Origin of the sequence: Sulfurospirillum arcachonense DSM 9755, from assembly GCF_000597725.1 — a bacterium.
In the GTDB taxonomy this organism is placed as follows: Bacteria; Campylobacterota; Campylobacteria; order Campylobacterales; family Sulfurospirillaceae; genus Sulfurospirillum_A; species Sulfurospirillum_A arcachonense.
In genome coordinates this window covers 234842-248996 of the sequence record NZ_JFBL01000001.1, presented here as the reverse complement: position 1 = coordinate 248996, position 14155 = coordinate 234842, and the positions used below count along the sequence as shown (strand labels likewise).

14 protein-coding genes are annotated in these 14155 nt (G+C 29.9%); 13 read left to right on the top strand and 1 reads right to left on the bottom strand.

What is annotated here, in order from left to right:
- Window position 1: 1 nt before the first annotated feature.
- On the bottom strand, window positions 2-904 hold the full coding sequence (locus K354_RS0101240; RefSeq protein ID WP_024953698.1) for a LysR family transcriptional regulator: 903 nt from the start codon (window positions 902-904) through the stop codon (window positions 2-4).
- Between the two features lie 136 nt (window positions 905-1040).
- Between K354_RS0101240 and K354_RS0101235 the strand changes: the two genes are divergently transcribed.
- The 13 genes from K354_RS0101235 to metK all read left to right on the top strand — a co-directional run bounded on the left by K354_RS0101235 (window position 1041) and on the right by metK (window position 14152).
- A complete protein-coding gene (locus K354_RS0101235) occupies window positions 1041-3083 on the top strand; it encodes an ATP-dependent helicase (protein WP_024953697.1) in 2043 nt (680 codons plus the stop codon).
- An 82-nt stretch (window positions 3084-3165) separates the two neighbouring features.
- The gene (truB, locus tag K354_RS0101230) at window positions 3166-4005 is read left to right on the top strand and encodes a tRNA pseudouridine(55) synthase TruB (RefSeq protein ID WP_281169381.1); all 840 of its coding nucleotides are present in this window, start codon (window positions 3166-3168) and stop codon (window positions 4003-4005) included.
- Window positions 3999-4235 (top strand): carbon storage regulator CsrA, encoded by a 237-nt coding sequence (gene csrA, locus K354_RS0101225; protein WP_024953695.1) that lies wholly within the window; start codon window positions 3999-4001, stop codon window positions 4233-4235. The genes truB and csrA overlap by 7 nt, the downstream gene beginning before the upstream one ends.
- Window positions 4235-4999 carry a 4-(cytidine 5'-diphospho)-2-C-methyl-D-erythritol kinase gene (locus K354_RS0101220; RefSeq protein ID WP_037939970.1) on the top strand — a complete coding sequence of 255 codons (765 nt, stop codon included), beginning with the start codon at window positions 4235-4237 and terminating at the stop codon, window positions 4997-4999. Before csrA ends, K354_RS0101220 begins: the two co-directional genes overlap by 1 nt.
- A gap of 2 nt (window positions 5000-5001) precedes the next feature.
- A complete protein-coding gene (locus K354_RS14535; protein ID WP_024953693.1) occupies window positions 5002-6618 on the top strand; it encodes an AAA family ATPase in 1617 nt (538 codons plus the stop codon).
- Window positions 6605-7492 carry a hypothetical protein gene (locus K354_RS0101210; protein WP_024953692.1) on the top strand — a complete coding sequence of 296 codons (888 nt, stop codon included), beginning with the start codon at window positions 6605-6607 and terminating at the stop codon, window positions 7490-7492. The genes K354_RS14535 and K354_RS0101210 overlap by 14 nt, the downstream gene beginning before the upstream one ends.
- A 69-nt stretch (window positions 7493-7561) precedes the next feature.
- The gene (gene smpB / locus K354_RS0101205; protein ID WP_024953691.1) at window positions 7562-8023 is read left to right on the top strand and encodes an SsrA-binding protein SmpB; all 462 of its coding nucleotides are present in this window, start codon (window positions 7562-7564) and stop codon (window positions 8021-8023) included.
- Between the two features lie 107 nt (window positions 8024-8130).
- On the top strand, window positions 8131-8724 hold the full coding sequence (locus tag K354_RS0101200; RefSeq protein ID WP_024953690.1) for a thioredoxin domain-containing protein: 594 nt from the start codon (window positions 8131-8133) through the stop codon (window positions 8722-8724).
- On the top strand, window positions 8724-9026 hold the full coding sequence (gene clpS / locus K354_RS0101195) for an ATP-dependent Clp protease adapter ClpS (RefSeq protein WP_037939967.1): 303 nt from the start codon (window positions 8724-8726) through the stop codon (window positions 9024-9026). The genes K354_RS0101200 and clpS overlap by 1 nt, the downstream gene beginning before the upstream one ends.
- A complete protein-coding gene (gene clpA / locus K354_RS0101190; RefSeq protein WP_024953688.1) occupies window positions 9026-11227 on the top strand; it encodes an ATP-dependent Clp protease ATP-binding subunit ClpA in 2202 nt (733 codons plus the stop codon). Before clpS ends, clpA begins: the two co-directional genes overlap by 1 nt.
- Complete coding sequence (gene aat / locus K354_RS0101185) at window positions 11208-11867, top strand: leucyl/phenylalanyl-tRNA--protein transferase (protein WP_037940019.1); 660 nt, start codon at window positions 11208-11210, stop codon at window positions 11865-11867. Before clpA ends, aat begins: the two co-directional genes overlap by 20 nt.
- The gene (locus K354_RS0101180; protein WP_024953686.1) at window positions 11864-12769 is read left to right on the top strand and encodes an AEC family transporter; all 906 of its coding nucleotides are present in this window, start codon (window positions 11864-11866) and stop codon (window positions 12767-12769) included. The genes aat and K354_RS0101180 overlap by 4 nt, the downstream gene beginning before the upstream one ends.
- 180 nt (window positions 12770-12949) lie before the next feature.
- A complete protein-coding gene (gene metK / locus K354_RS0101175) occupies window positions 12950-14152 on the top strand; it encodes a methionine adenosyltransferase (RefSeq protein ID WP_024953685.1) in 1203 nt (400 codons plus the stop codon).
- The last annotated feature ends 3 nt before the right edge of the window (window positions 14153-14155 follow it).

Sequence of the window (14155 nt, the reverse complement as noted above, 5' to 3'; positions counted from 1 at the left end):
TTTATACTCTACGTTTACTTATAATGTAGTTTATGACTCTATCCATAAATGCATCTTGTTTTCTCTCTTTGCTATATGCAAGATAGAGTTTACGTGAGAGTTTTACCCCTTTAATTCTTGCATAAAATAGTTCTTCTCTTGCTATTTCGTCATTTATCATATGTTTAGAAATAATAGAAACAGTGTTAAAACCATCTATTTCAGGTGATTTTAAAATAGTTTGCTTTACTGCAGTTGAGCTTGTAACTACACTTCTTAAATCAAATGAATTACATTCAACACCAACTTTCTCAAGTTCTGCTTTAATAATTTGTCTTGTGTGAGACTCTTCTTCTCTACAAATCCATCTAAAAGAATTTAAATCTTCTGGTTTAACTATTTTTGGTAGGGGAGTTTTACTTACTAAGACGAGCTCATCTTCCATCCATTCTCTATAGATAATACCATCTTGAAAAATAGGAGATTCTAAAAGTGCTAAATCAACTTTTTTGTCTAAAAGCTCTTCTGTGATTGAATCTGAATTTGCTACTTTAATAAGTACTTCATTGTCAATTGCATGTTGTATTTCTGTTAAAAAATCAGGAAGAATATAGTTTCCTATGATATAAGAAGCACCTATGATAAAGACTAATTCTTTATTGATAATTTTAATAATATCTTTTTCAGCTTGCACAATACTTTTATCAAGTTTAGTAACTATTTTGAAAAATTCTTCACCTATTTTGGTAAGTTTGATACCATTTTTCTTTCTATCAACTATTCTTGCATCTAAGTAATCTTCTAAAATTTTTATTTGTTGGGTAACTGCAGGTTGGCTAATACCAAGTTTTTTAGAAGCTTTTGAGAAGCTTTTTTCTTTTACTACAGTTAAAAATGTTTCTATTTTTGTAAAATCTCTTAACACGTATAATCCTTACTTATTTTTAATTTTAGTATAACTAAAAATAATAATAATTACAAGAGAAATTTTCATTAAACTTTCTGTTATTAGATTTTAGCTATAATAAATACTAATATAAAAATTTTAAAAAGAAGCAAGTATGCAAAATATATTAGAAACATTAAACGAAGCACAACAAGAAGCAGTTAAAACGATAGATGGACCAGTTCTGATATTAGCAGGTGCAGGTAGTGGTAAAACAAAAACTATTACAGCTAGATTAGCGTATCTTATTTCTTTGGGAATTGACCCAGCCAATACACTTACGCTTACTTTTACCAATAAAGCAGCCAATGAAATGCGTGATCGTGCATTAAGTCTTATAGAAGGGAGTTCTTATCCTCCACTTCTTTGTACTTTTCATAAGTTTGGACTTCTATTTTTAAAATTTCACATGGAAAAACTAGGAAGAAAAAATAGTTTTGTAGTAATTGACACTGATGATAAAAAGAGAATTATAAAAAGTTTTGGTATTGATTTACCAATAGGCTTAGTTGCAAGTGAAATATCTAGATATAAAAGCTCACTTATAGACCCACAAGTAGCTTGGGATAAAGCAGAACAAGAAAACTATAAAAAAATAGCCAATGCATATGAAAAATATGAAAAATATATAGCAGATAACAATTTGGTAGATTTTGATGATTTATTAGTACTTCCTTATAAAATACTAGATGAAAATGAAGATTTATGTAAAGAGACAAGTGAGCGTTATAAGTACATTATGGTAGATGAGTACCAAGATACAAATGACTTGCAATATCAACTTCTTAGAAAGATTTGTTCAACACATGATAATATTTGTGTTGTTGGTGATGATGACCAAAGTATCTATGGTTGGCGTGGAGCTAATATAAAAAATATTTTAGATTTTAAAGACTCTTTTGAAGGTACTAAAGTAGTAAAGTTAGAAAACAATTATCGCTCAACCACAAACATATTAACAGCAGCTAATGAACTTATAGAACATAATCGCTCTCGAATAGGAAAAATTTTAAAAAGCACAAAAGGTGATGGGGCTAAAATAGCAACAATAGAATCAATTGATGAAAAAAATGAATCTACAGTTATAGCCAAAAGAATTAAAGCTCTTATAGACAAGGGAGTGAGTGCAAAAGACATCGCTGTTCTTTACCGTATAAATGCATTGAGTCGTTCTTTAGAAGAGGGACTCAATCGTTTTGGCGTTCCTTATAACATGGTTGGAGGAGTAAAGTTTTATGAGAGAACAGAAATCAAAGATTTGATTTCGTATCTTAGAATTATCGCAAACCCACATGATGATTTTTCTATAAAAAGAGTTATTAATAGACCTAAAAGAGGTTTAGGAAAAGTAACAGTAGATAAAATTTTAAAAGGTGCTTATGAAAATCAACTTTCTGTTTATGATTATATAAATCAAAAAGGCGAAGACTTACAAGCAATGGTAAGTAAAAAATGTTACGCTTCTTTGATGGAGTTTGTTCAAAATATACAAAGACTGGTAGAAGTATCTCATGAAGCGACTTATAATATCATCGATGAATTAGAAAATATTTTTGGTATCAAAAAATATTTTGACCAGTTACCTGATTCACTTGAGCGTGTTTCAAATATAGATGAATTTTATGGTCTTTTTAGAGATATGGTAAAACAAAATCCTGAGATGAGTATAGATGAGTTTTTAAATGACTTAGCTCTTCAAAGTGATCAAGATGGGGTAGATAGTGAAAATATCTCTATTATGAGTATTCATGCAAGTAAAGGTTTGGAGTTTGACCATCTGTTTGTTATAGGGATGGAAGAGGGCTTTTTGCCACTAGTTGGAGATGGAAGCGATATAGAAGAAGAGAGACGTCTTGGATACGTAGCAATTACACGTGCAAGAGAAGAATTGACCTTGAGTTTTTCAGAGAGTAGATTTTACAAAGGTAGAAGAACAGAGCTTACAAAGAGTAGGTTTTTAAAAGAGTCAGGGGTTTGTAAAGGATCCCTTGTTTTAGAAAAAACCACCTCTTATAAAAAAGGTGACTTGGTAAAACATAAAATATTTGGTATTGGTCGTGTTTTTGAGATAAGTAAAGTTAAACGTGAATTTAAACTCAAGATTAATTTTTCTGGTACAAAAAGAGACATTCTTGCTTCATTTATAGAAAAAATCTAAATGTTTTTTTATTCTTACTTCAGTAAAGCTTTAGTGCTAGGAATTTTTACAGTGCTTTGCTCTGTGAAAAGGAGACATTAGAGTGAGAGAAAACTTTAACAGACTTTTTGTTGCGTATAAACCGACAAATATGTCTTCTAATAGATTTTTAGGTCAAATAAAACGTAAGTATAATGTAAAAAAAGCAGGATTTTCAGGGACGTTAGACCCTTTTGCAAAAGGTGCTCTCATCATAGCTTTTGGACAGTATACAAAACTTTTTCGATTTTTGAAAAAAAAGAAAAAAGCGTACCGTGCAACTCTATGGATAGGAGCAACGAGTCCTACACTAGATATTGAAAAAGTAGAAAAAGTAGAAGAAGTTATGCCTTTTGCTCCAGATTCGATTAAAATCATAGCTGATTCCATGAAGGGTGAGATTGAGTATCTTCCTCCAAAGTATTGTGCTAAAAAAGTAGATGGAAAACGTGCGTATGCCTTGGCTCGTGAAGATAAAGAGTTTGAACTCAATGCTATTAAAAGTACTATCCATGATTTTAAAATCCTCCATTATATGCATCCTTTTTTAACTTTTGAAATCACCATAAGTGAAGGTGGATATATACGAAGTATGGGAAGTATCATAGCGAGTAAACTCGGGTTTGATGGAGCTTTAAGTAGCTTGGAGCGTTTAAATGAAGGTGAGTTTGTATATGATAATGAAAAAGCTTTAAACCCAATTGATTATATAGATATAGAAGATAATGAGTATTTGGGCGATATAGAAGATATAGAACTAGGACGTAAAGTTTTTATAGACAATTTTAAGATAAAACAAGAAGGGTTATATAAAATAGTCCACGGTGATGAGTTGTCTGTTTTGGAAATAGTTGATGGAAATGAAAGAGTAGAATACATACTAAACAAGGTGAAATTATGCTAATACTTTCGAGAAAAGTAGGTGAAGCAGTTGTCTTAGATGAAAAGATTACGGTTAGAGTTATCGATATATCTAAGGGAGTAGTTCGTATAGGTTTTGATGCACCAAACGATATGCTCATACTACGTGAAGAGTTAGAAGAAGAAGTAAAACAAGCTAATATTGGAGCAACAAGTAAAGTTGAAGATGTAACAGCTTTAAAAGATTTTAGTAAAAAACTTAAGAAAAAATAATGTATAAAGCTTACGCTAAAGTAAATATTTTTTTAAAAATAGTTGGCAAAAGAGATAACTATCATGAACTGTTGTCTCGTTTTATTTTAGTAAAAAATCTTTTTGATGAGTTAGAGTTTGTTGAAAAAAAAACAGATGATGCGTTTGAACTCCATGGCGAGTTTGGATGTGAGTTAAAATCAAATACTATTTACAAAGCGTATGATGCTACATGTAAGGCAGGATTTGAAAAACAGCTCAAAGAGTTCTTTACATGTAAAGCTTTGTCAGTAAAGAAAAATATCCCTTCATTTGCTGGACTTGGTGGAGGAAGTAGCGACGCTGCAATCTTCTTGCATATGATAAACAAAGAAGTAAATCTAAACCTTAGCAATGAAGAGTTAGCCAACATTGGACTAAGTGTTGGAGCCGATGTTCCTTTTTTCGTATATGGCTACAATAGTGCCAATGTAAGTGGTATAGGTGAAGTAGTAAAAGAGTTCAAAGAAGAACCTTTACATGTAAAGACTATGACACCAAATATAAAGTGCGACACAGGAGCTGTTTATAGAGCTTTTAGACAAGACTATAAGGTAGACGTAGATTTAGCCACAAAGATGTCTAAAATGAGCTCACAAGAGCTTTTAAATACTTATGATGATATTACACTGAATGACCTCTTTGGAGCATCTTTAAGTGTGTATAAAGAACTAGAAGAGTACAGAAAAAAAGACTGGTACTTTAGCGGAAGTGGAAGTAGTTTTTTTACAGTAGAAAATGACTAATCATGGAACTTGTTTATCTTTGGGTTGAAGATTATAAAAACATAAAAAACCAAGGTTTTAACTTTTCTCCTCGGTTTACATGTAACTACGATAAAGATTCTAATAACCTTATTATCGATGAAGATAAAAAATATGTAAGTATCTTTCCTGAAAACATAAATATTACTGCAATTGTTGGTGAGAATGGGAGTGGGAAAACTTCTTTATTAAATGTAATAACTGATATGAATCAAAAAATAAGAAAAATTTTAATTTATTCTCATGATAATAATTTATACATCAAACATACGCTTAATGAAAAATTATTATTTGGTCATTTGACAATTGGTGAAAATAAAATAATAGATATTAAACACAATACTAATATTTATGATTTTTATATCAATAATTATCAAAAAATATTTTTAGTAAATAAGGAAAAAAATTATAATTCATTTTGGGGTGAAGTAATTACTGTTGATTATAGAAAGACTAATACAGATATGCAGTTAATTGTAAATTTATTAAAGAATAATAGTATAAGCATTCCTTTTGATTCTCCAAAATATTTACTAATTGATACAATTTCAAGTGAAATAGAAAAATTACATGATTTAATGAAAAGAATGCTAAAAGAAAAAAGAAATTTTAATGGCGATATTTTCTCTAATATAGATTACGATTTAAAAGAAGATAGAATAAAATTACTTAAATTCAATTTGATGATTGCAAATTCACATTTAGACCTTAATTTAAATAATTTTTATTCAAGTAATTTTTTTGATATAGATTTAGAAGACTTTGATTCTATTTTAACAAACTTTCAAAATAAAACCGATGAAAATAAACTAAAAACAATTAATTATATAGTTTCAGAAATTGAAAATAAATTTAGGCCAAATAAGTATTTTACAGAATATAAAATTGCCATAGAGGACTTAGATAAGGATTTTATTAAGAATTATAGAAAGATAACTTATCAAAAAGGTTCTTCTATGGAAAATGATCTTAATTTTCTTAATTTTAGATTTGATATAAAGTTAAGTGATGGAGAATATAGTTTTTTACTATTATTTAGTAGGATATTTGATAAATATTATAAAAACAACGCTTTAATATTAATTGATGAAGGGGAAATTTCATTACATCCAAATTGGCAAAAAAAATATCTTAATTACTTATATGAATTTTCAAAAAATAATTATGAATATAAGAATATACAATTTATTTTATCTTCTCATTCTCCATTTATTCTTTCAGACTTACCAAAAGAAAATGTCATTTTTTTAAAAAATGGAAAACAAGAAAATCCAAACATCGAAACTTTTGGAGCAAATATCCATACACTTTTAAGTCATGGCTTTTTTATGAAAGATGGACTTATGGGCGAGTTTGCTAAAGAAAAGATAAATGAGGTTATAGATTGTTTAAAAAAAGAAGATGAATTATCTAAAGAAGAATTTAAACATTGTACAAATGTTATATCTTTGATTGGAGAACCTGTACTTCAAAATACACTCCAAGCTATGCTTAATGAAAAAGTTTATGGAAGTGAAAATGAACTTCAAAAGTTAGAAAGAAAACAAAAAGAGATAGAAAAACAAATACAAGATATTCGAGAGAAAAATGAAAAAAGTTGATTTGTCTTTAGTTGATGAATCTTTTTTAAATAATTATATAAGTTCTATAAATATAGAGAATATAAAATTAAAACTAAAAGAGCTTTCTTTAGATTATATTGCTGATAATTTAGAATCTATCATTAAATCAGATATAGATAAAATAGAAATGCGTTACAGAAACTTATTGGCTGGGAAAAGTAAAGAAGATTTAAAAGAAATAGAAAATATTTTTAATTATACTGGACATAGGGCAAAAGAAAAGTTTATTAAAAACTTTAGTAAGCTTGGTATAAAAAGTTGTCCTTTTTGCAATAATAATTATGTTTATTTTTATAAAAAAAATTCAGAAGAATATGATGACACTGTAGCAACATTAGAGCATTATTATCCAAAAGCAAAGTATCCACATCTTTCTCTTTCATTTTATAATTTAATTCCTTCTTGTTATATTTGCAATAGTAAATTTAGAGGAAAAGCTTCATATGTAGGGAATATTCTTCATCCATATAAGGATGATTTTCATAAAAGAGCAACTTTTTCTTTACATGTAGATGGATTACCCGTAAGTAAAGACATAGAGTTAAAAGTGAAATTAAAATCAAATGAAAAAGATGATACAAAATGCGAAACTACTATAAAAAGATTTCATTTAGATAAAATATATGAAGAACATGAAGATATAGCAAAAGAGATTTGGAACAAAACACAAGTATATAATGAAGACAGAATAAAAGAGTTATACAATAGCTTTTATAAAGAATTAGGATATTCAAAAGAAGATGTTGAAAATTTTGTGTTTAGTAATTATTTAGAAGAAAAAGATATAAATAAAAGAAATCATTCAAAACTAACTCAAGATATTAAAAAGCAGTTGAAAAATTTTCATAAATGATGTATCCGAAGAATTAGGATTGATTTGATATAATAGAACATAAAAAGAGAATTAGGAAAATTAAGAACAATGGGTGAAACAATAGCAAGAAATAAAAAGGCGTATCATGACTATGAGATATTGGATAGTTATGAAGCTGGTATGGTTTTAAAAGGTAGTGAAGTTAAAGCTATACGTCTAGGTAGGGTCAATCTAAAAGACTCTTTTGTAAAGATTATAAAAGGTGAAGCGTTTTTACTCAATGCTCATATATCAAATCTTGACACTACACATTCTCATTATAGACCAGATGAGAGAAGAGAGAGAAAACTTCTTTTACATCTAAAAGAGATTGAGAAGTTAGAAGAAAAATCAAGTAAAGATGGTTTATCTATAGTTCCAACAAGTATGTATTTTAATCACAAAAATTTTATAAAGATTAAAATTGCTTTGGCTCGTGGTAAACAACTTCATGATAAAAGAGAAGATTTAAAAAGAAGAACAGCCAATCGTGAAGCGCAGACTGCGATGAAAAACCACTTTTATAAATAATATTAGTTTTTTATATTTAGATAATATTTACAAAGTATTGATAAAATAAATATATAAATCTGTTGCTACATGTAAAGCGACACAGGATTAATGAGAAAAGGAAATTTATGCGTTATTGGAAAGTTTTAGTTAGTTTATTTTTAGTACTTGCTTTTGTTGGATGTGGAGTAGAAGAAGGAACAGCACAAAAACCTACCTATAAAGACGGCGACAAAGTAGAATTAGTAAGTGTTGTTGGTAGTAAGATAACTCTTCTTAGAAAAAATGGTGGCTTTGTAGTTGCTGGTGATGAAAGTAAGATCTTGCTTTTTGATATCTTTGGTACTTTTTGTCAGCCTTGTCAAGAAGAAGCCGCTAATCTCATGAATTTTCAACTTAAAAACGATAAAGATGTTATTTTAATAGGTTTTAATTACCTAGAAGAGGTTACAAATCAGTATGTTGTAGATAATTTTTCTTCAAAGTATAATGCTTATTATTTTATAGTAAATTCACCGAAGAATGAAAAAATAGTCAATACAATAACACAAGATATTAAGTACGATAAAGCAGTACAATTACCTTTTAAAGTAGTATTAAAAGATGGAAAATATCAAAAGATTACAGATATTTATGAAGAAAATCCTGAAAATAAGTTTTATATAGGTAAAGTAGATATAGATATAATACAAAAAGACCTTGATAAAATAAAGAAGATGTAATGATAGAAAACGAATTTGAAAGTGAAGTAAAAGAAGAGATAGAACTTAAAAGACCTAAGATGTATAAGGTTCTGCTTTTAAATGACGATTATACTAGTATGGAGTTTGTTGTAAGTACGCTTATGAATATCTTTCACAAAAGTGAAGAAGATGCATATACTATTATGCTTCGGATTCATAATAGTGGAAGTGGACTATGTGGAGTTTATACGAACGAGATTGCTGAAACAAAAGTCGCACAGGTTTTAAATTCAGCAAAAAAGAATAAATTCCCTTTAAGAGCTGTAATGGAGGAAGAATGATGGTAAGTCAAGAACTAAATTCAATTTTTAGTGATGCTATTAATTATGCTAAAGAAAATAGGCATGAATACATCACAGTAGAGCACATTTTTTTTGCATTAGCACATAATCAAACTATTGTAGATATCTTGGTTGAATGTGGTGTTAATATTGAAGTTTTACGCCAAAATTTGCAAATATATTTTATGAAAAATATAGAAAAAATGCCAGTTAGTAAGAACTTTGAGCCTTTTGAAACAGTTTCTCTTACAAGAGTCATTGAAAGTATGATGATACATGTGAGAGGAGCCGGTAAAACTGAAGCAAATCTAACAGATATGTTAGTTGCTCTTTTTGATGAAGAACACTCTTATAGTATTTTACTTTTAAAACAACAAGGCGTTGAAAAACTAGATGTTTTAGAAGCGATTACAAATCACATAGACCCTTCAATTAAACAAGAGAGTCCTGGCGATGATAAAAAAAGTGCTTTGGAGCAATACACTATTAACTTAGTTGAATTAGCAAGAAAAAAGAAAATAGATCCATTAATAGGAAGGGTAGAAGAAGTACAAAGACTTATGCAAGTTTTATGTAGAAGAAAGAAAAACAATCCTATTTTAGTGGGTGAACCAGGAGTTGGTAAAACAGCTATTGTAGAAGGACTTGCTTTAAAGATAGCCCATAATGAAACTCCTGATATTTTGAAAACAGCACAACTTTACGCCCTTGATATTGGAGCACTTCTTTCAGGTGCAAAATATAGAGGTGATTTTGAAAAAAGGCTTAAAGATGTTTTAGTTGAGTTAAAAGCTAAGGCAAATGCTATACTTTTTATAGATGAAATCCATACTATAGTAGGAGCAGGTGCTACAAGTGGTGGTTCTATGGACTTATCAAACTTGTTAAAACCTTCACTAGCTAGTGGAGAGTTAAAGTGTATAGGTGCAACAACATATAGTGAGTTTAGAAACTTTTTTGATAAAGACAGAGCTTTGTCTCGTCGTTTTTCTAAACTTGATATTAGTGAGCCTAGCATAGATGATTCTTATCATATTTTACTTGGTTTAAAAGATCATTATGAAAAGCATCATGGGGTTAAATACCCATTGAAAGTATTAAGAAGTACAGTAGAGCTTGCAAAAAAATATATCAATGACAAGTTTTTACCAGATTCTGCAATAGATTTGATTGATGAGGTGGGAGCTTCTTTTCATCTTTTAAAAAGAAAAAGAAAAGCAGTAAGTATTCATGACATAGAAACTATACTCTCTCGTGTGGCAAATATACCAACAAGAAGTGTAAGTAGTGATGAAACTGAGCTTATGAAAGATTTAGATACAAAACTTAAATCAAAAGTATTTGGACAAGATGAAGCGATAGAAACTCTTGTAACTGCAATAAAAAGAGGAAGAGCTGGATTGTCAAATCCTGAGAGTCCTGTTGGCTCATTTTTATTTGCCGGACCAACAGGTGTTGGTAAAACAGAAGTTGCTAAACAACTTTCAGAACAGTTAGGTATTCACTTTGAGCGATTTGATATGAGTGAGTATATGGAAAAACATACAGTAAGTAGACTTATTGGTGCGCCTCCAGGTTATGTAGGATATGAAGAGGGTGGGCAACTCACAGAGACTATAAAAAAACATCCTTATAGTGTTCTTTTACTTGACGAGATAGAAAAAGCACATCCTGATTTGTTAAATATTTTATTACAAGTTTTTGATAGTGCAACGCTTACAGATAATGACGGCAATAAAACAGACTTTAGAAATGTTATTATCATTATGACTTCAAATCTAGGAACAAAAGAAGCAGCGCAAGTTGGTTTTACAAAAACAGAATCACATCAGAGTGATGCAGCTATAAAAAGTTTCTTTGCTCCAGAGTTTAGAAATAGACTAGATGCTATAGTTAACTTCTCAGCACTTAAAGTAGAAGTTATGGTTTTTGTTGTTGAAAAACAATTGAAGCAATTAGAAGAGCAACTTAAAGAAAAAAATATAAAAATAGAAGCGACTTTAAGAGCTAAAAAATATCTTGCCCAAAAAGGTTATAGTCAAGAACTTGGAGCAAGAGTTATGCAAAGAGTTGTTAGTGATGAAGTCAAAACACCACTAAGTGATGAAATACTATTTGGCCAGTTAAAAAATGGTGGAACAGTTAAAATAGATATGAAGAAAAAAGCGTTAACGTTTGAGTATGTCCCTAGAGATTCCTAGACTCTTAGAGGATGAGTTTATCTTTCCCAATCCAAATAAAGCTCATAAAGAAGGGCTTTTGGCTTGGGGTGGAGATTTAAGTGTAAATAGACTTATGAGTGCTTATAGTCAAGGAATATTTCCTTGGTATAGTCAAAATGACCCTATACTTTGGTGGTCACCAGATCCTAGACTTTTACTTTTCCCAAAAGATTTTAAAATTTCCAAATCATTAAAAAAAAGTAGAAAAAAATTTACAATAAAATACAATACAAATTTTGAAGAAGTTATCTCTACATGTAAAAGATTAAGAAAAGACACATGGATAAGTAAAGAGATGCAAGAAGCTTATATATCTTTACATGTAAAGGGTTATGCTAAGAGTATAGAGTGTTATAAAGATGAAAAGTTAGTTGGAGGATTATATGGGGTTATTGTTGGGTCTGTTTTTTGTGGAGAGTCTATGTTTAGTTTAGCAAGCGATGCTTCAAAGGTAGCACTTTGGGAATTGTGTGAGTTGATGAAAAAACATGGTGGAGATTTTATAGATTGTCAAATGCCAACAGATCATCTACTCTCACTTGGTTCTAAAAAAGTAGCACGAGAAGAGTACTTACAAATGTTAGCTACATGTAAAGATAAAAAGGTAGATTTTTTATGATTTCAGATATTATGCCAGTGTTTTTATTTGTAGCACTTGGGTATTTTTTTAAAGTTTTTAAAAGAGATATTTCAGAAGGGCTTATAGATTTTGTTATATGTTTTTCTCTTCCAGCACTCGCTCTTGTTAAAATTCGAACACTAGATTTTGATGAAGTAGTTTTTAATATAATTTTTATTGCTTATTTGGCTATGTTCGTTTCTGCTATCGTCTCTTTTGCTGTTGGGAAAATGTTAAAACTCGAACGCAATATCTTAGCTACTTTTATGGTCGTATCTATTTTTGGGAATACTTCTTTTGTAGGTTTTTCTTATGTTGAGTCATTTTACTCAAGCAAAGAGTTAGTCTACCCTTTAGTTTATGATCAAATAGGAACTTTTGTAGCTATTTTGACTTTAGGAATGGTTCTTATTGCTTGGGGAGCTCAAAGAGAAGAAAGAAGCACACTCAAACAAAAAATCAAAATGTTCTTTACTCCTCCTCTTCAAGCTATTATTTTTGCCGTAATTTTTCACGGAGTAGTTTTTCCTGAATATGTCGAGGGGATATTAGTAAAGTTAGAATATACACTTATCCCTTTAGTTACTATCATAGTTGGTATGAAACTTGAGATAAAAGCATTTAAGAATTTTTTCAAAGAAAGTATAATGGCACTTGGCGTAAAAATGTTTTTAGTTCCACTTATTATGTTGGGAATTTTGTACCCATTTTTTGATTTTAATGCTACTTGGATGAAGATAACTTTTATAGAAATTGCAATGCCACCAATGACTATGGCTACAGTATTGGCTATTAGAGGAGGATTAAATAAGGATTTAGCGATAAATACTTTAGGCTTAGGTATATTGGCTTCGTTCATTATAGTTCCTTTTTGGAATTATATAGTCAATAATTCAATATAGATTTAGCTAAAAGGGAGTAGAATTGTCTTTTATAAATAAGGTGGGTTATTAGGACCTCAATTCAATCTTTTAAATTTTATTTTAACTTTCCTCAAATGGAAGATAAAGAAATGGAAAACAAAAGGATGGAAAACAATTAGAGAATATTCTCTATGGAAAACAAAGAAATGGAAAACAAAAATGCAAAACAAAACACAATATCTTTTTACTAGTGAAGTAGTAAGTGCAGGTCACCCAGACAAATGTGCAGATATAATCTCAGATAGCATTGTAGATGCTCTTTTAATCAATGACAAAAATTCACGTGTTGCAAGTGAAGTTTTTGTTGCAGGTAAGCACGTTATCGTTGGTGGTGAAGTAGCAAGTAAAAATCATCCAGATTATGTAGAAATAGTAAAACAAGCTTTAGTGAAAATAGGCTACGATGGAAAATCAGCTTTTACAAGAGAGCAATGTTTATATCCTGAGGATGTAGATGTGCAAGTACTTTTAAATCAACAAAGTCCAGATATTAATCAAGGTGTTGATCAAACAAGTGGAGAAATAGGTGCAGGTGATCAGGGAATCATGTTTGGTTTTGCTTCAAGTGAAACAAAAGAATTAATGCCAGCTGCGATAATGTACGCTAGAATATTAAGTGATAAAGTATATGATTATGCATTAAAAAACAATCAGAAACTTGGGGTTGATATTAAAACTCAAGTTACTATTGATTATGGTTCAAAAGAAAATTTTGAAAATTGTAAACCTCAAAAAATTCATACTATAGTTGTTTCTGCTCCTTCCACTGAATCAATGCCAATTGAAGAAGTAAGAACTTTAATTAAATCTCTTATCGATGATGCGGGGCTTCCAACAGAACTTTATAATCCAAATGATACAATCATTCATATAAATCCAACAGGACGTTATGTAAATCATAGTCCACTTCATGATTCAGGTCTTACAGGACGTAAACTTATCGTAGATAGTTTTGGTGGATACTCTCCAATAGGTGGTGGAGCACAAAGTTCTAAAGACTATACAAAAGTAGATAGAAGTGGTCTTTATGCAGGACGTTGGATAGCTAAACATATCGTAGCAGCAGGACTTGCTAAAAAATGCTCCGTACAACTTTCATATGCAATTGGGGTTGCTAAACCAGTTTCAGTGAGTGTTGATACTTTTGGTACACATACCAGTATAGATGATGATAAACTTTCAGAATTTGTACTCAATACATTTAGTCTAACACCAAAATGGATTACAGAAAAATTTAGCCTAGATAAGCCTAGTGCAGATACTTTCCTTTATGCTGACGTGGCTGCTCGTGGTCAAGTTGGACAAAGTGATTATCCTTGGGAAAAATTAGACGCTTTAGAAGTTTTTGAAGCTCTAAAATAAGAA